The 17,617-nt window shown below is 60.2% G+C and carries 16 protein-coding genes; 11 read left to right on the top strand and 5 right to left on the bottom strand.

Features of this window, described 5'->3' with window-relative positions:
• The first annotated feature begins 53 nt into the window (after positions 1 to 53).
• On the top strand, positions 54 to 446 hold the full coding sequence (locus OGV19_RS24080) for a DUF3301 domain-containing protein (RefSeq protein WP_264310957.1): 393 nt from the start codon (positions 54 to 56) through the stop codon (positions 444 to 446).
• Here OGV19_RS24080 and OGV19_RS24075 read toward each other — a convergent pair whose 3' ends face one another.
• From OGV19_RS24075 to zigA, 3 genes are read right to left on the bottom strand one after another with little or no spacing between them, the layout of a single operon-like run.
• A complete protein-coding gene (locus tag OGV19_RS24075; RefSeq protein ID WP_264310956.1) occupies positions 447 to 1,418 on the bottom strand; it encodes a CobW family GTP-binding protein in 972 nt (323 codons plus the stop codon).
• Positions 1,419 to 1,458: 40 nt separating this feature from the next.
• The gene (locus tag OGV19_RS24070) at positions 1,459 to 2,085 is read right to left on the bottom strand and encodes a DUF1826 domain-containing protein (protein ID WP_264310955.1); all 627 of its coding nucleotides are present in this window, start codon (positions 2,083 to 2,085) and stop codon (positions 1,459 to 1,461) included.
• Entirely contained in the window at positions 2,082 to 3,290 is a 1,209-nt protein-coding gene (gene zigA, locus OGV19_RS24065) for a zinc metallochaperone GTPase ZigA (RefSeq protein WP_264310954.1), read from the bottom strand. Before zigA ends, OGV19_RS24070 begins: the two co-directional genes overlap by 4 nt.
• A 113-nt stretch (positions 3,291 to 3,403) precedes the next feature.
• On the opposite strand from zigA, the gene OGV19_RS24060 reads away from it, so the two are divergent.
• Together OGV19_RS24060 and folE2 are read left to right on the top strand one after the other, a co-directional pair.
• Positions 3,404 to 3,784: a glutamine synthetase gene (locus OGV19_RS24060; protein ID WP_264310953.1), complete on the top strand. Its 381-nt coding sequence runs from the start codon at positions 3,404 to 3,406 to the stop codon at positions 3,782 to 3,784.
• Positions 3,785 to 3,808: 24 nt separating this feature from the next.
• Positions 3,809 to 4,714 carry a GTP cyclohydrolase FolE2 gene (gene folE2 / locus OGV19_RS24055; RefSeq protein ID WP_264310952.1) on the top strand — a complete coding sequence of 302 codons (906 nt, stop codon included), beginning with the start codon at positions 3,809 to 3,811 and terminating at the stop codon, positions 4,712 to 4,714.
• Here the strand turns inward: folE2 and OGV19_RS24050 are convergent.
• Positions 4,698 to 5,225: a DUF3617 domain-containing protein gene (locus OGV19_RS24050; RefSeq protein WP_264310951.1), complete on the bottom strand. Its 528-nt coding sequence runs from the start codon at positions 5,223 to 5,225 to the stop codon at positions 4,698 to 4,700. The genes folE2 and OGV19_RS24050 overlap by 17 nt on opposite strands.
• Before the next feature lie 131 nt (positions 5,226 to 5,356).
• Here OGV19_RS24050 and cls point away from each other — a divergent pair, with 131 nt between their 5' ends.
• On the top strand, positions 5,357 to 6,796 hold the full coding sequence (gene cls, locus OGV19_RS24045) for a cardiolipin synthase (protein ID WP_264310950.1): 1,440 nt from the start codon (positions 5,357 to 5,359) through the stop codon (positions 6,794 to 6,796).
• A gap of 89 nt (positions 6,797 to 6,885) precedes the next feature.
• Here cls and cfaB read toward each other — a convergent pair whose 3' ends face one another.
• Positions 6,886 to 8,070: a C17 cyclopropane fatty acid synthase CfaB gene (cfaB, locus tag OGV19_RS24040; RefSeq protein WP_264310949.1), complete on the bottom strand. Its 1,185-nt coding sequence runs from the start codon at positions 8,068 to 8,070 to the stop codon at positions 6,886 to 6,888.
• A gap of 208 nt (positions 8,071 to 8,278) precedes the next feature.
• On the opposite strand from cfaB, the gene lpdA reads away from it, so the two are divergent.
• From lpdA to OGV19_RS24005, 7 genes are all read left to right on the top strand, one after another.
• Positions 8,279 to 9,679, top strand: coding sequence for a dihydrolipoyl dehydrogenase (gene lpdA / locus OGV19_RS24035; RefSeq protein WP_264310948.1), 1,401 nt, complete (start codon positions 8,279 to 8,281; stop codon positions 9,677 to 9,679).
• Between the two features lie 149 nt (positions 9,680 to 9,828).
• On the top strand, positions 9,829 to 10,635 hold the full coding sequence (locus OGV19_RS24030) for a shikimate dehydrogenase family protein (RefSeq protein WP_264310947.1): 807 nt from the start codon (positions 9,829 to 9,831) through the stop codon (positions 10,633 to 10,635).
• Positions 10,636 to 10,748: 113 nt separating this feature from the next.
• The gene (locus OGV19_RS24025) at positions 10,749 to 11,558 is read left to right on the top strand and encodes an IclR family transcriptional regulator (RefSeq protein ID WP_264310946.1); all 810 of its coding nucleotides are present in this window, start codon (positions 10,749 to 10,751) and stop codon (positions 11,556 to 11,558) included.
• 247 nt (positions 11,559 to 11,805) lie between these two features.
• Positions 11,806 to 13,149 carry an MFS transporter gene (locus OGV19_RS24020; protein WP_264310945.1) on the top strand — a complete coding sequence of 448 codons (1,344 nt, stop codon included), beginning with the start codon at positions 11,806 to 11,808 and terminating at the stop codon, positions 13,147 to 13,149.
• A gap of 36 nt (positions 13,150 to 13,185) precedes the next feature.
• Positions 13,186 to 13,995 (top strand): sugar phosphate isomerase/epimerase family protein, encoded by an 810-nt coding sequence (locus OGV19_RS24015; RefSeq protein WP_264310944.1) that lies wholly within the window; start codon positions 13,186 to 13,188, stop codon positions 13,993 to 13,995.
• 44 nt (positions 13,996 to 14,039) lie between these two features.
• Complete coding sequence (locus OGV19_RS24010) at positions 14,040 to 15,758, top strand: FAD-dependent oxidoreductase (protein ID WP_264310943.1); 1,719 nt, start codon at positions 14,040 to 14,042, stop codon at positions 15,756 to 15,758.
• 86 nt (positions 15,759 to 15,844) lie between these two features.
• Positions 15,845 to 17,596, top strand: coding sequence for an FAD-dependent oxidoreductase (locus OGV19_RS24005; protein ID WP_264310942.1), 1,752 nt, complete (start codon positions 15,845 to 15,847; stop codon positions 17,594 to 17,596).
• Positions 17,597 to 17,617: the final 21 nt, after the last annotated feature.

The following is a 17,617-nucleotide window of genomic DNA, read 5'->3' as shown; positions in this document are numbered from 1 at the left end:
CGACAGGCCAGGGACGCAGTTAAGCTGGTTCGACCTGTTTGGAGCATACGCAAATGTTGACCCTGGAGAATCTCTTCGTCCTGATGCTGGTAGCCACGGCAGGCGCTTGGTTGTGGCACAACCATGGGTTGCGCGAGAAAGCCCTGGAGCGGGTCAAGCAGCATTGCGCCAAGCTCGACCTCGAACTGCTGGACGATGCCGTCGCCCTCAAGCGCATCGCCTTTGTGCGTGACGCCAATGGCAAAAAGCGCCTGGCGCGCATCTATGCCTTCGAGTTCACCGTAACGGGTGAGCAGCGCCACCCAGGCACCGTCACCCAGTTCGGTGCCCACAGCGTGCAGATCGAACTGGCGCCCTACCCGTTCGAGATCAAGACGCCCCCACGCACCGACAATGTGATCGAGATGCAGCAGTGGCGTCAGGAGCACAACCGCTGGCGCAACTGATCAGCGAATAAGGCATTCCTTCAAACCGGCCTCCAGGGCCGGTCGCGGTTGAGCTTGATCAAAAATCAACTCGATGCGCGTATCCCTGCGCCAGTCGCTCGGCTGCCAGTCCGGTAACACCCCGTCCAGCCCATTGAAAGACTGCCAGCCTTGGCCTGTGTGGATAACTCCCTTCGCACGGCGCCACGGCCAGGCGTGCAAAAACGCTAATAAGCGTTGTGGATAAAATTGCTGACTGGGATGCCAGCGCCAGCCAATACTCCAACCACCCTCCCCTTGCTGCGCACTGCAGATTGGCTCATCAGGCTTATTCCATAGGGTTGCAGGCGCAATTCCAAGATTGTCGACAATCCTGTTATCCACATCTGGGGACGAAATACCCCCTGTGGATGAAATTGGAAGCTGCGAAAGGGGCAACACTCCCTGGCTTGTCCAGAGGATAACTTTTTTTTGAAATTTCTTAGTTATCAACAACCTATGATATTCATCCACACGCTCTGATTTGTTGAAAACTACCGTCTCAGACGCATCAAAAGCCTGCAATTGAGCCTCTGGGAGTGCCTCGCCCCGTACCATTTTCTGAGCGTCCACAACCATCAGAAGTGGCTGGATTGTCAGCACTCCAGCCCAAGGGGCCTGCTTGAGTTGAGTGAGCAACTGCAACGGATGACCAAGGCCGGATGGCTCGATGAACAGCCGATCAGGCCGTGCCTTGCGCAGCAGCCGCCCCAGGCCAACCTGAAACGGCATGCCGTTGACACAGCACAGGCACCCCCCTGCAACCTCGCCGATAGCGATACCGTCCTCGTCGCGGCTTAGCAACGCGGCGTCGAGCCCTACCAGGCCGAACTCATTGATCAACACGGCCCACCGTTCGTCTGCGGGGCGCTGCGCCAGCAAATGACGGATCAGCGTGGTCTTGCCGGCCCCCAGTGGGCCGGCGATCACGTGGGTAGGAATGTTCTGCAACATGGCATGACTTCAGGCTGGATGTGAGCCTCACTATGCGCCGTCACGCCAACCAGTCAAGGCTCAGCAACAAGCGCCCTTGCCGCCCGGATGGCGAGCGATGCACCAGCCCGGTACCCTCGTTGCCCTGCCACTTTTCGCCTTTGAGCACGGCCACTTCCCCCGCCTGCAGGCACCGGATGTTATCCACAGGGGGGATGGCCTGGTGCAATTCGCGCCGATCTAGCGCGCCTTCTTCCAGCCATTCGCTGCCGGGGCCCGCATAGCTGGTGAGCAGGCGCAGCGGCACGTGGTCCACATGGAACCTTGGGCACATCGGCCCTTGCAGCACACGCAGGCGCAAGCCCACCCGGCGTGCGCCGAGCAGGCAGGTATAGGCGGCTACCAGCCAGGCCACATCGGCGACGAAGCTTTCATAGCCCTGCAGGTCGGCAGCTTCGCGCAGCAGGTCGGTAAACACCGGCATCTGCTGCTCGTCCACATCGATCACGCGCTGGTCAGCCAAAGGCTGGCCGAGGCTGATGACCAACTGTGCAAAATCTTCCAACTGCGCTGGCAAGCGCCGACGCCACACCGCCAGGTTCACACCGTCCTGCAGAACGTCGGTCAGCACCTGCGGCGAATCACCAAACACCTGAAAGATATCCACAGGCCTGGGGGCGAGGTTCATGCTGCCGCCTCCTCGTGCCAGGGGCCGAATGGATCGTCCAGGCGTAGCCAGCCCATCGGCCCAAGGTCCATTTCTTCATCCGTCAACAGGCACGCTTCAAGCTCTGTGGATAACTTTTCGAAGTCGATATTCTGCCCGATGAACACCAGTTCCTGGCGGCAGTCACCCGTCTCGACGGTCCAGTGCTTCAATATCGCCTCGGAGTTATCCACATCCTGCGGCCAATGTTCACGTGGCACGAATCGCCACCAGCGACCGGCCATGCCATGCCGCATCATGCCCCCTGCCTGCGACCAGCTACCGGCTTCTTGATACTTGCTGGCCAACCAGAAAAACCCCTTCGAACGCAGCAGCCGGCCGTTAGTCCAGGGCTTGTGGATAAAGTCAAAAAAGCGCTGTGGATGAAGCGGACGCCGGGCCTGCCAAGTGCTGGCGGCGATGCCGTACTCTTCGGTTTCCGGTACATGCTCGCCGCGTAATTCCTGCAGCCAACCGGGTGCCTGCGCGGCTTGGTCGAAGTCGAACAGGCCGGTGTCGAGGATACGCGCCAGCGGCACCTCGCCCATGACCATGGGCACGATCTGAGCCCTGGCGTTGAGGCTGCGCAGAATGGCGGTCAGCTCTTCCCGTTCGTGCTGGCTGATCAGGTCGATCTTGCTCAACAACAGCACATCGGCGAACTCGACCTGCTCGATCAGCAGGTCGCTGATCGAACGCTCATCGTCCTCACCCAGTGTCTCGCCACGGCTCGCCAGGCTGTCTGCCGCCTGGTAATCGCGAAGAAAGTTCAGGCCATCGACCACGGTGACCATGGTATCGAGGCGTGCCATGTCGCTGAGGCTGCGACCTTGCTCATCGCGAAAGGTAAACGTCTCGGCCACCGGCAGCGGCTCCGAGATCCCGGTGGACTCGATCAACAGGTAATCGAAGCGCCCCTCCTCAGCCAGCCGCGCAACTTCTTCAAGCAGGTCTTCGCGCAGGGTGCAGCAGATGCAACCGTTGCTCATCTCCACCAGCTTTTCTTCAGCGCGGTTGAGGCTCACGTTGCGCTGGACCTCGCTGGCATCAATGTTGATTTCACTCATGTCGTTGACGATCACTGCGACGCGCAGGTTGTCGCGGTTACGCAGCACGTGATTGAGCAGGGTGCTCTTGCCGGCGCCAAGGAAGCCAGACAGCACGGTAACGGGGAGACGGGTGGGCATGGCGAAACCTCTTCAGGCAGACGCATTCGAAACGATGCATTGCATAATGTTATAAAGTAACAATACAATTTCGCCAAGCTGTTCTCGTCGCAGAGTGATCACCGGAAATGAAAATGAAGCCGCAGCGCGCGGTGATGTTGCTGTTGATGGCCGTGCCCTCAACCCTGTTAGCCATGCCACAAAACAACGCGTTGGCACTGTGCACGCGCAGTGCAACCCTGTTGGCCTGCCAGGATGGCAAGGGCAGTTACTACAGTGTGCGCACCGAAGGCAGCACGTTCTATCTGCGTGGGTATGAGCACACGAGCCGGCGTTTATGGGCGCAAACCAACAGCCGCTATGGTTCGTTGACGTTCTACACAGGCTTGGCCAGCGATGGCGAAGCTTGGGTGGGCTATAGCCGTCGCATCGGCTGGACCACCTTGAACCGTGTTTCAAGTTCCAGCGGGCAGCGCGTCAACCTGCACTGCAGCTTGATTGGCGGTTGCCGCTGAACCACCTTCTGTTTGGAATTACACATGACCCAGCTCAAGCTTCCCGATATCGCCGCCCAAGCCCAGCAGCACGCCTTACCCTTGAACTGGGTAGGCATGTGCGGGATTGCCTTGCCCGTGCTATTCGAGGGGCGTACAGCGGCGGCGCGTGTGGACGCAGGTGTCAGCCTGGTGGACGGCAGCTCACGCGGCATCCACATGTCACGCCTTTACCTGGCACTGGAATCACTCGAAGGTCAACCACTCACACCGCTCGCGATGCGTCAGCTACTGGCTGACTTTCTGAGTAGCCACGAGGGGCTCTCTACGGCTGCTTATCTGCGCCTCTCCTTCGATCATTTGCTGAAACGACCGGCCCTGATCAGCCCATTGGCGGGCTGGAAAAGTTATCCAATTACGATCGACGCGCGGATCGAAAGTGAAATGTTCCACGTGGAACTATTTGTTTCTGTGCCTTACTCGTCCACATGCCCCTGCTCGGCCGCCCTTGCAAGGCAGCTGATTCAGCAGCAATTCGAAGCGGATTTTGCAGAGCTGCCATTAGATAAAGCCACGGTGCTTGAGTGGCTGGGCAGCAGCCAGGGGATCGTAGCGACGCCTCATAGCCAGCGCAGCAGCGCGCAGATTCACGTGCGTTTGAAGCGCAACTTATTGGAGCTTCCGATCACTGAGTTGATCAACCGTGTGGAGGCCAGCCTGGGAACGGCCGTGCAAACTGCCGTTAAGCGTGCGGACGAACAGGCTTTCGCTTTAGCCAATGGGCAGAACCTGATGTTCTGCGAAGACGCCGCACGACGGCTGCACCAATCGTTACGACAGATGGAATGGGCGACTGCATTCAAGCTACGCGTGGAACATGCAGAAAGCCTGCATGCCCACGACGCAGTCGCCACCAGCCAATGGCAGTGGGATTTCAGCTACGCGGTTTGACCGCCCCACAGTCATTGCCCAACCAGACCGCACGGGTGTTCATGCTGCCTTGCTGCTGCACACCGGATGCGTTGAACGTGCCGTTGACCTGGGTGGTGAACTCTCTGTCACTCAGGAAGGTAGCCTGCCCTGTACCCTGAGCCTTAGGGCAGCTGAACTGGAACTTCCAGACATTGCCGCTGCGGTCGGTGATCTTCTGGGTGCACCCTGATTTCGGGTCCTGCAGCGGGATATCGTTGGTTGCCACCTGCTCTGGCGTCAGGCACGACCGCACGCCCTTGCCACCCACTGTTACGCCTTGCTTAGCCAACACGCCTTCCATCATGGCGCGCTGTTCCGGTGGTAGATTTTTCAACTGGCCGAGCATGAACTCCATGTCGGGTAACGGCTTGCCATCGACCTGCATGTTGCTGGTGGTCAGCTCCCACAAGCCGGGCTGCAACATCTGTGCATGCACCAGCGGGCTGCTCAGGCCAAAGGCCAGCGCCAACAGTGGCAGACGAATCTTCATGGACGAACGCTCCTGGAATAAACCGGCCAACGGGCCGGGCTGAGCCTTAGACGCCAAATCCACCTGCAGGTTGCAAGCTGGACCGGGAACGTGTTCTGTTACCCACAGTGTACTCGGCAAGCAGGATGCATATGGATTACCACAGCCCCTACTTTTTCGGTTATGTGCTCGGCCTGATTCACCTGTTGGGCATCATCGCCGCACTGCATGCAGTGTTCACCGTGCGCACTGCCCAAGGTGCGATCGCCTGGGCCATGCCACTGGTCTTCATCCCCTACCTGACTTTGATCCCTTACCTGATCTTCGGCGCCCGCTCCTTCTATGCCTACATCAAGGCAAGGCGCCAGGCCAACCAGGAGATGCACGTGGCCATGGCCAACCTGAACTGGCGCCCCTGGGTTGAAGAGGCACTCACCGCCCGCGAGTCGGAGAGCTACGCGGCCCTGCGCGCCATGCCAAAACTGGGTCGAATGCCGTGCCTGGCGAACAATCAGGTGAAGCTGTTGATCGACGGTAAAGCGACCTTCGACGCCATTTTCGCCGCGATCGATCAAGCCCGCGAAGTGGTCCTGGTGCAGTTCTTCATCATTCACGATGACACCCTGGGCAGGGCACTGCAGCAGTTGCTGTTGCGCAAAGCGGCCGAAGGGGTGAAGGTCTTCGTCCTCTACGACCGTGTTGGCAGCCATGCCTTGCCTGCGAGCTATAGCCAGGTGCTGCGAGAGGGCGGTGTGGAGATTCATGCCTTCGCCACGCGCCGCGGCTGGTTCAACCGCTTCCAGGTGAACTTCCGCAATCACCGCAAGATCGTGGTGGTGGATGGCCTGCTCGGATTTATTGGCGGGCACAATGTGGGTGATGAGTACTTGGGGGGTCACCCCCAGCTGTCGCCCTGGCGTGATACCCATGTGCAGATCGGTGGGCCCGTGCTGGCCTGCTTGCAGGAGTCGTTCGCTGAAGACTGGTACTGGGCAACGCGCCAGCTGCCGCCGTTGATCCTGCCCGACACCTACCCTGAGAACGGCGTACTGTGCCAGGCGCTTGCCAGCGGGCCGGCGGACCCGCAGGAAACCTGCTCGCTGTTCTTCCTCGAAGCGATCCATTCCGCGACACGCCGGGTGTGGATCACCAGCCCCTATTTCATCCCGGATGAGGCGGTGTTCGCCGCATTACGTTTGGCCGTACTGCGGGGGGTGGATGTACGCGTGCTGATTCCGTCACGGCCCGACCACCGTATTGTTTACGCCGCCTCCAGCCTGTTCGCCTTCGAGGCAGTGCGTGCCGGTGTGCGCATGTTCCGTTACGTGCCGGGCTTTCTGCATCAGAAGGTGGTGCTGGTGGATGACGAGGTTAGCGCGATCGGCAGCGCGAACCTGGATAACCGTTCGTTCCGCCTGAACTTCGAGATTACCTTGCTGACGGTCGATCGCGCCTTTGCCGACCAGGTCGAGCAGATGTTGCTGCATGACTTTGAGCAAGCGCGGGAAATCACACCCGAGGACAGTCTCGATACCCATCGGCTGCAACAGCTTGGGATGCGAATTGCTAGGTTGATCTCGCCGATTCTTTGAGTCGATAGCTGATCACCGCCGTTGTAGGAGCGGCCTTGCCTGTCCGGCGCACCGGCAAGGCCGCTCCTACAAGGGACCGTACGCGAAGGCTAGCGGTAGAGGTCCTCACGGGTCCAGGGCAGGTCATGGTGACCGTCGGCATAAGGTTTCACGGCCAATATCTGGTGCAGGTTGATCCAGCCCTTCTCGAAGGCATAGGCACAACCGGCCAGGTACAGCCGCCAGATGCGCAGGGTCTTTTCCGGCACCATCGCCGCGGCACGGTGCAGCTGGTTCTCCAGGTTCTCGCTCCAGTGATGCAAGGTCTTGGCGTAATGCAGGCGAAGGCTTTCTACATCGACGACTTCAAGGCCCGTTTCACAGATGCTCGCGCTGATCATCGACAGGTGGGGTAGCTCGCCGTGGGGGAACACATAACGGTCGATAAATTCGCCCGCCCCCCGCCCTACCGGCCGGCCATCCACATGCTTGGCGGTGATGCCGTGGTTCATCACCAGGCCGCCTTCGCGCACGGCACCGAACAGCTTCTGGCAATACAACGGCAGGTTGGCATGGCCCACATGTTCGAACATGCCGACGCTGACCACCTTGTCGAAACGGCCATCCTGGGGCAGGTCACGGTAGTCGAGGATATGCAGGTCGACCTGCCCGGCCAGCCCCTCCTCCTTCACCCGCTGACGGCCCAGCTTGAGCTGCTCCTTGCTCAGGGTAATGCCAAATACCTTGGCGCCATATTCGCGCGCAGCAAAGCGTGACAGCCCGCCCCAGCCACAGCCTACATCCAGCAGGTAGTCGCCCGCCTGCAGGCGCAGCTTGCGGCACAGGTGATCGAACTTGTCCTGCTGGGCCTGGGCCAGTGTGTTGTCTGGCTCCCGGAAGTAACCACAGGAGTAGGCCATGTCCGGGTCCAGCCACAACTGGTAGAACGCGTTGGACAGGTCATAGTGATAGGAAATGGCTTCAGCGTCGGTGTCCTTGTCATGGGCGATACGCTGCGGGGTAGTGTCCCCGTCGTCACTCATCAGGGCTTCGCTGAGTTCGTCGCAAACACGGATGACCTCCCCGATATCACCTTCAAGCTCAAGCTTGCCTTCAACGAAGGCCTCACCGAGTTCGTGCAGGCTCGGGTGGGTCAGCTGGCTAATGAGCTGAGGCTCCTTGATCAGGATCGTGACTTGCGGGCTCGGCCCAAGATCGAAGTGGTTGCCGTCCCACAACTTCAGACGCAAAGGTAAGTGCAGGCTCTGCAACGCAGGTGGAAGTTGCGCAAGCATCAATGACCCTCCCTTCAGGTAGCGGGGCGTCACGCCTCATAAGTTCGGACGCCACCGGATCAGGGTAGTTCATTGGTGCGGTTTTTGGGCTTTACACGACGATGGTCTAGAACCAACCGACATGAAAAACACGCAGATTGTATACAACTTTAAACGCACAGACTAACCTTGTGCCCCTCTCGCGCTTCTTCATCCTGGAGTTGAACCCATGAAATCCTACGACGTGGTGATCATCGGCGGTGGCCCTGGCGGCTATAACGCGGCAATCCGTGCCGGCCAGTTGGGCCTGAGCGTTGCCTGTGTGGAAGGCCGCTCGACCCTGGGCGGCACCTGCCTCAATGTTGGCTGCATGCCATCCAAGGCGCTGCTGCATGCATCCGAGCTGTACGAGGCCGCCAGCGGCGAAGCGTTCGCCCACCTCGGTATCGAAGTGAAGCCGACCTTGAATCTCGCCCAGATGATGAAACAAAAGGACGAGAGCGTGACCGGCCTGACCAAGGGCATCGAGTACCTGTTCCGTAAGAACAAGGTTGACTGGGTCAAGGGCTGGGGCCGTCTGGATGGCGTGGGCAAGGTGGTGGTCAAGGCCGAGGATGGCAGCGAAACCACCCTTGAGGCCAAGGACATCGTGATTGCCACCGGCTCCGAGCCCACTCCCCTGCCAGGCGTGACCATCGACAATCAACGCATCATCGACTCGACCGGTGCACTGTCGCTGCCGCAGGTACCCAAGCACCTGATCGTCATCGGTGCCGGCGTCATCGGCCTGGAGCTGGGCTCGGTATGGCGGCGCCTGGGCAGCCAGGTTACCGTCATCGAATACCTCGACCGCATTTGCCCGGGCACCGATGAAGAAACCGCCAAAACCCTGCAGAAGGCCCTGGCCAAGCAAGGTATGAGCTTCAAGCTCGGCAGCAAAGTGACACAAGCCACGCCTTCAGCCGACGGCGTCAGCCTGACCCTGGAGCCTGCCGCCGGTGGCGACGCACAAACCTTGCAGGCCGACTACGTGCTGGTAGCCATCGGTCGTCGCCCTTACACCCAGGGCTTGAACCTGGAAAGCGTGGGCCTGGCGACCGACAAGCGCGGCATGCTGGGCAACGATCACCACCGCAGTTCGGTGCCCGGCATCTGGGTAATCGGCGACGTCACCTCTGGCCCGATGCTCGCGCACAAGGCCGAGGATGAAGCGGTATCGTGCATCGAGCGCATTGCCGGCAAGGCCCATGAGGTCAACTACAACCTTATCCCCGGCGTCATCTATACCCGCCCGGAACTGGCCACCGTCGGCAAGACCGAAGAACAGCTCAAAGCCGAAGGCCGCGCCTACAAGGTCGGCAAGTTCCCCTTCACTGCCAACAGCCGCGCCAAGATCAACCATGAGACCGAAGGTTTCGCCAAGGTCCTTGCCGATGCCAACACCGACGAAGTACTGGGCGTACACCTGGTGGGCCCGAGTGTCAGCGAGATGATCGGTGAGTTCTGTGTAGCCATGGAGTTCTCGGCTTCGGCAGAAGACATCGCCCTCACCTGCCACCCGCACCCGACCCGCTCCGAGGCGTTGCGTCAGGCGGCGATGAATGTGGATGGGATGGCGATGCAGATTTGATGGAAACGTTGGGCTGCCACGCAGCCCAATCCCCACCAACATCACTACAGGAACGAGTTTCTCAAATGGAATGAAATTCCGATTTCCCTATGGTAGGTTTGTACCGCAGCCGCCTTTTGTCTGCCTCAATCGCACCCAAGGAGAACTCGATGTCTCAATTGTTGATACCTAGTCCTACAGGCAATACCCGAATCTATGCGGTTGTAGGTGACCCGGTAAAGCAAGTGAAGGCTCCACAGCTACTCAACCAGGTGTTTACTGAGCACGCTGTGGACGCGGTGATGATTGCAGTGCATGCCCGACCTGAACAGCTCGCGACGGTAATACGCGGCCTGCAAGCGATGGAAAACTTCTCGGGAATGCTGATCACCATTCCGTACAAATTTGCTGCTCGTGAATTCGCGGATAAGGTGAGCCTGGCTGTCCAGGTCTCCGGCAGCACCAACGCATTGCGGCGCAACGAACAAGGCGTGTGGGAAGCTGACAACTTCGATGGGGTAGGGTTTACCCTGGGCCTGCAGCGCAAGGGGTACGAGCTGGCGGGGAAACGTGTCGTACTGGCCGGAGGCGGTGGTGCGGGCAGTTCGATTGCTGTCGCATTACTGCAAGCAGGCATTGGCCAGCTGTATCTGCAAGAGCCGGATGCCGTCAAAGCTCAAGCGCTGCTCGCCAGGCTGGAGCAACATTGGCCGGGGCGATGCGAGGCTGCCCAGCCGCAACACCTCGGGTTAGCCGATGTTGTGATCAACGCAACGCCGTTGGGTCTCTCAGACGAAGATCCACTTCCTGTTGACCTTGCCGCCCTGTCCCCCGGAACACTGGTGGCAGACATCATCATGCAACCCGTGGAGACTCGCCTACTACGCGTGGCGCAAGCTGCGGGGCATCCTGTGCACCCAGGCAGCCACATGCTCAGTGAGCAATTAGGCTGCTACAGGCAGTTTTTCAAGATCTGAGACCTTAACACTAGAGCGGGAGGGCCGCTTCATTTGTAGCCTGCCAGTGAGTGGAATACTATTCCATCGCATTTTTCTGCGGGAGCTCATCCCTCGCAAATCAAGGAACAACCATGAGCAATGCATTGGAACGCGGCCTGCACGCTATTGAGCTACTGGCCGGAAAAAGCACGGGGCTACCGCTTGCGCAAGTCGCTGAAGCGTTGGACATTCCGCCGAGCGCCACTCATCGCATGCTTAATTGCTTGGTTGAACAGGGTTTTGTACGCCAAGACCCTCAGCACGGTAATTATGTTCTCGCCCTGAAGGTGGTATCGCTTGCGCTAAAGCACCTGTCCCAGAGCGACATCGTCGACCTCGCCAAACCGGTACTTGAACGCCTCGCCCGTGTGTCTGGCGAACTGGTGCGTTTGAGCATTGTCGATGGCGACAATCTGGTCTGGATATCCAAGGCGCAAGGCACGCGCTCCGGGCTTCGCTACGATCCAGATGCCGGTGCCGAAGCCAAACTCTGTTGCACAGCGTCGGGGCTTGCCTGGCTGAGCTGCCTGAGCAACGAACGCGCACTAGAGCTGGTCTATCGCCAAGGCCTGGCCAAATCGGGTGAATATGGGCCCAACGCGGCGACCACGATCGATCAGCTTCTTAAACATCTGCAGCTTGCACGTGATCAAAGCTATGCGTCCGTTGACGAAAGTTTTGAAATTGGCGCGGCGGCAATGGCGACAGCTATCCGCGATTCACAGCAACAAGTCATCGGCGTGATCAGCATCGCCGGCCCAAGCGTTCGGTTGACCCCAGAGCGTATGCAGACCCTCAAAGCGGCACTGTTCGAGGCCGCCGAAGAAATCACCGCAATCAGTCTGGACAGTCTTCCCAAGCTGTCGATGATGACCTCCCGAGTCACCGAACATACCGACTGATCGGACCTGAACAACGCGGCCTGTCGTCCCGAGCTGGCCGCCTCCCCTCCTGAAGCTCTGCCTAGTGCTTAACGACTAGGGTCAGATTCGCGTTTTTCAAAAATCATATGGAATGCATTTTACTTTTGGAATGGCTTTCCATTTGTGATAGTGTCATTACCGCCCCTCTGAACATGCCCTGGTGTTTTCCAAGAAACGCCACGGCTAGAAAAAGCGTTCTCATAAAAACAAAAAGCAGGAGTCATCTATGTCGAATTCTCCCAACCTCGATGTCAGCACCTTTATGGACGCTCGAAAGATGAGCGGCAGGCAATGGCTGGTGCTGTTCCTGGGCTTCATGGTGCTTGTGTTTGATGGGTTCGATACGACGGCGATTGGCTTCATTGCACCCGCGCTGGTCGACGACTGGGGTTTGCAGCGACAAGACCTTGGCCCCGTGATGATGAGCGGCCTGCTTGGGCTGGCCTTCGGTTCATTGACTGCGGGCCCGTTGGCTGATCGGTTTGGCCGCAGGCCGGTAATCATCGGTTCTGTGCTGCTGTTCGGTCTCTGGAGCCTCGCTTCAGCCTGGGCCACCGGGGTCGTCAGCCTGACCGTGCTGCGGTTTCTGACCGGGGTCGGTCTAGGTGCATCAATGCCTAATACCGCAACACTGATTTCCGAGTTTGCACCCAAGCGTTACCGCTCTCATATGGTCTCTTTCGTCTACTGCGGTTTCGCCTTTGGCGCGGCGCTGGGCGGCTTGGGGAGCGAGTGGCTGATCGAACATTTTGGCTGGCGATCGGTATTGGTGGTCGGCGGTGTGCTGCCCATTGCCTTTGCGCTTCTGCTGCTTTTCAGCCTTCCAGAGTCGATCCGCTTCTTGGCCCAGAACAGTGCTTTGAAGGAACGTCTGATCAAGGAGATCAACAGAGTTGCCCCTGGCTTGGCCGACGCCCGTACCCGGTTTCTTAGCAGCGAAGCGTCGGTCGAAAAGGCTGGCAAGGTCAGCGCGTTGTTCGCGTCCGGTTATAGCCTCGGTACCTGCATGATCTGGATCACGCTGTTCATGGGCCTGCTGACCATGTACCTGCTATCGAGCTGGCTGCCGCTGCTTAGCCGCGATGCGGGTCTTAGCATGGGCGAGGCGGCACTGTTGGGCTCGTTGCTACAACTCGGCGGGATGCTGGGCAACTTCACCGTCGGCATGAAAATGGATCGCTGGGACCACCATAAAGTGGTCGGCATGACGGTGTTCTGCGGTGGCGCCTGCGCAGTACTCATCGCGCTGCAGCAGCCGACGATGCAAGTCCTCTGCCCGCTGATCCTGTTGCTGGGCTACTTCCTCAACGGCGTCAACGTCGGCGGCTATGCGTTGGCGGCATCTTTCTACCCAACCCAGATCCGTGCCACTGGGGTGTGTTGGGCGACCGGCATCGGTCGCCTGGGCGCTATCAGCGGCGCCGGGATCGGCGCGCTCATGTTGGCCGCCCAATGGGACTTCAGTCAGGTCTTCCTATTCCTCGCCATCCCTTCCTTGATCGGGGTCACGGCGCTATGGATCAAAGGCCGTAAGCGCAGAACGTCGGCGATTCCTAGCCCAGTCAATTGAATTCCAGCGCGCTTTTACCCCTAACGGAGATCTGCCATGCAAGCCAGCTATTCCATCGCCCAACTGACCGCTCTCGATTTCAGCCCGCCGCAAATCATCGAATTGGCTGCCCGCACCGGCTATGACCAAGCTGGCATGCGCTTGTTACCCGTCGCGCCAGGGGCCATCGCCTATTCGTTGATGGATGACGCCCCCATGCTGCGTGAAACGCTCGCGCGGATGAACGACACCGGCGTGAAGGTCTTCGATCTGGAACTGATTCGTCTTGATGGGCAATTCGACCTGCAACGTTACCTGCCTTTTTTTGAGGTCGGTGCCCAGCTGGGGGCCAAAGCTGTACTGGTAGCCGGCGACGATCCGGAGCAAGGCCGACTTATAGAGCACTACGCTCGGCTATGCGACGCCATGCAACCCTTCGGCCTCTCAGCAGACCTCGAATTCATGCCTTGGACGGCCGTCAGTGACCTGGCCAGCGCGCTGCATATTGTGGAGCAGGCCGATCGCGCCAACGGGGGCGTCCTGGTGGACGCCCTGCATTTTGATCGTTCAGACAGCCGCTTCGAGGATTTACAACGAATCCCAGCGCAGTGGCTGCACTACGCACAAATTTGCGACGGCCCTGCGATGCGACCCGACACCCACGAGGGGCTGATCCAGGCGGCGCGCTGTGAGCGTTTGTTGCCTGGGGAAGGTGACATTGATCTGGCCAGAATCTGGCGCAGCCTGACCGCCGCGGTTCCGGTCAGTGTCGAGATCCCGAATAACCGAAGGGTAGCGCAGGTGGGGGTGGAGGCTTGGGCCCGAGAGGCGTTGGCGGCAGCCAAGGCAATCATTGAGCCGCTGTAAATCATTGACGCTTGACCACGCCCACCACACCAGGAGACCTCTTGATGCTTGCCGACACTTCCCTGCACACCACAGTTGACTGCGATGTCCTGATCATCGGCTCTGGCGCAGCCGGGCTCAGCGCAGCCGTGACTGCCGCATGGCATGGCCAGCGGGTGATCGTGATCGAGAAAGATGAAGTGTTCGGCGGTGCCACGGCGTGGTCGGGTGGCTGGATGTGGGTCCCCGGCAATCCGTTGGCTCAGCGCGCCGGGATCGTTGAGGACCGCTCGCTGCCGCGCACCTACCTTGAACATGTATTGGGTAAGCACTTCGACCCGACCATGATCGATGCCTTTCTGGAAGCCGCGCCCAATATGGTCTCCTTTTTTGAGCGCCATACCGCTTTGCAATTCACCGACGGTAACGCAATTGCTGACATTCACGGAGACACGCCAGGCGCCGGAACCGGCGGTCGATCGGTGATCGCTGCACCCTACGACGCCTACGAGGTAGGCGTACTGCTGAAGCGGCTGCGCAAGACAATGCGCGAAACCTCGTTCATGGGCATGCCGATCATGGCCGGCCATGACCTGACGGCTTTCCTTACCCTGACGCGTTCCTGGCGTTCGCTGCTGCACGTGACCAAGCGCTTCGGCAAGCACGTGATCGACTTGGCGCTCAAGGGGCGCGCCATGCACTTGGTCAACGGCGTCGCCTTGATCGCCCGTCTGGCCAAGTCAGCCGAAGACCTTGGCGTACAGCTCTGGGAGTCGGCGCCAGCCACCGAGCTGATACATGAACACGACCGGGTAGCCGGTGCCGTGGTTGAAACTGCAAAGGGCCGCATTGCCATTCGGGCACGCAAAGGTGTGGTGTTAGCTGCGGGTGGCTTTGCCAATGACATTGAACGACGCAAGGCACTGTTCCCGCGCACGCCAACCGGCCATGAGCATCTGGCGCTGCCGCCTCTGGGCGTCAATGGCGATGGTTTGCGCCTGGGCGAAAGCGTCGGCGGCCAAGTCGCCGATGACCTGGCCAGTGCTGCCGCTTGGGCACCCGTGTCTCGCGTGCCTTACAAGGACGGCAGCTACGGGCACTTCCCGCACATCATCGAACGCGGCAAGCCAGGCATCATCGGCGTCCTCGCCAACGGCCAACGGTTCGTCAACGAAGCCAATGGCTACTATGACTATGTTGCAGCCATGGTTGCGGTCGCGCCCGGCACCGAGGTTGCCTCCTGGCTGATCTGCACGCACGCGTTTCAGCGGCGTTATGGGCTGGGAGCATCCCGGCCTTTCCCTCTACCGGTTGAGCCGTTCATTCGCTCCGGCTACCTGAAGACCGGCCATTCCATCGAGGCCTTGGCGTTGGCGTGCGGGATTGACCCCGTAGGGCTGAGCCAGACTGTGACCGAATACAACCGCCACGCCCGCAAGGGTGAAGACCCACAGTTCGGTCGCGGCACTACGCCCTACAACCGCAAGCAGGGTGATGCGCAGCACACGCCAAACCCTTGCGTCGCGCCAATCGAGCAGGGCCCATTTTATGCGGTGAAAGTCGAGGCAGGCTGCTTCGGCACCTTCGCGGGCCTCAAGACCAACGCCCATGCGCAAGTCCTCAACACTGAAGGGCAGCCGATCGCAGGCCTGTATTCGGCGGGGTCCGATATGGCCAGCATCATGGGCGGGCATTACCCGGCCGGCGGAATCAACCTGGGGCCGGCCGCCACGTTTGGCTATATCGCCGGGCGCCACCTGGCTGGCGCCACAGCCTACGAATAGCGCCCGGACTACAGGCCTTAATCCTCAGGATCCTCCATGTCGTTAGCTTCCAAGACCTCCTCCCTTACCACTCAGGAGAACCTATGATGAGCTCCATCCCCCCCCTCCCCCCACGCTGGGACCAGGAAGTCGACCTGTTGGTGTTCGGCGCAGGCACCGCAGGTATGACAACCGCGTTGATGGCCAGCCACCACGGGTTGGACGTGCTGCTGTGTGAAAAAACTGCAGTCGTGGGCGGCATCAGTGCGACTTCGGGCGGCACGACCTGGGTGCCCGGCACCACCCAGAGCCAGCGCGCCGGGGTAGCGGACAACGTGGCAGACGCTGCAACCTTTCTTAAGGCGGTGGTTGGTGAGCGCGGTGGTGAAACCTTACGCGAAGCCTTTCTAGCCAGCGGGCCGCAGGCAATCGACGAGTTGGAGCGCATCAGCGAAGTCAAATTCGTGGCTGCCGCCGCCCACCCCGATTACGTCAGCGGGCCAGGGGCTGCATTCGGTGGTCGAGCCCTGGCACCGCTCGCGTTCGACGGCAGGCTACTGGGCAAAGACTTCGTCCGCGTGCGGCCACCACGCCCGGAGTTCATGGGGCTGGGCGGCATGATGGTGCCCCGCGCCGACCTGGACGCGCTGCTGTCGCCATTTGCCTCGTTGAAAAACCTGAGCCGTACCCTGAGTGTGGTCGGCCGCTATTGCATCGACCGCCTGAGCCACCCCCGTGGCACGAACCTGGTGATGGGCAACGCCTTGGTTGCCCGCTTGTTCTACAGCCTGCGCCAGCGCAACGTCAGCATTCGTTTTGAAACACCTTTGCACGACTTGATCCAGGAAAACGGCCAGGTGGTGGGCGCGGTGGTCATGCACAACGGTCAGCTCCAGCGTATCCGAGCCCGCCGGGGCGTGGTAATGGCCACCGGCGGCGTAACCCGCCACCCGACCTTACGTAAGCAGTTGTTTCCGGCTGCGGCCCAGCCCCTTTCACTGGCGCCCTTGACCCATACCGGCGACGGCATCGATCGCGCGCTGAAGGCCAACGCCCAGCTCGACAACGGCCACGACAGCCCCGGTCTATGGATGCCCTGCTCGATACACACAACCAAGGCTGGATATCAGGCCGTCTGGCCACACATCCTGCTAGACCGCGCCAAGCCAGGGCTGATCGCTGTCAACCGCCGGGGCTTGCGCTTCGTCAATGAGTCGGACTCGTACCACGACTTTGTCATGGGCATGCTCGCCGATGGCAGCCCTACCGCTCACCTGATCTGCGACGAGGCCTTCTTGCGCCGCTATGGCCTGGGCCTGGTGATGCCACTGCGCACCGCCGCCAACATCGCCCGCTTCGTGAAGGCCGGCTACCTGGTCAAAGGCAGCACGCTGGCCGAGCTTGCCAGCAAGCTCAAGATCGATGCCGCGGGCCTCGCGAACACGGTAAGCACCTACAACGCCGCGGCCGCACACGGTGAAGACCCCGCGTTCAACCGTGGCAGCAGCCCCATGAACCGTCACAACGGCGACCCACAGCAAACACCCAATCCCTGCGTGCGCCCGCTGGGCGACGGGCCCTACTATGCAGTCACAGTGCAACCAGCCGACCTCGCCTGCAGCGCAGGCTTGAGCGGCAACTCCGACGGCCAGGTGCTGGATACTCAAGGCCAGGTGATTGAGGGGCTATACGCCTGCGGTAATGACCTGACCTCGATCTTTCGCGGCACCTACCCAGGCCCAGGTACCACCCTGGGGCCTGCCATTGTATTTGGTTGGCGAGTGGCCCGGCATGCGGCCGGGTTGGATGATGCCAAGCAAGGCAAGGCAGGCGCTATCAAGGTGGCGGCACGCTCATAGGGGCCAAGATGAAGGCGTTGT

Source organism: Pseudomonas putida, from assembly GCF_025905425.1.
GTDB lineage: Bacteria > Pseudomonadota > Gammaproteobacteria > Pseudomonadales > Pseudomonadaceae > Aquipseudomonas > Aquipseudomonas putida_AF.
The sequence above is the reverse complement of the archived record's forward strand: the minus strand, read 5'-3'. Positions and strand labels throughout refer to the sequence as shown.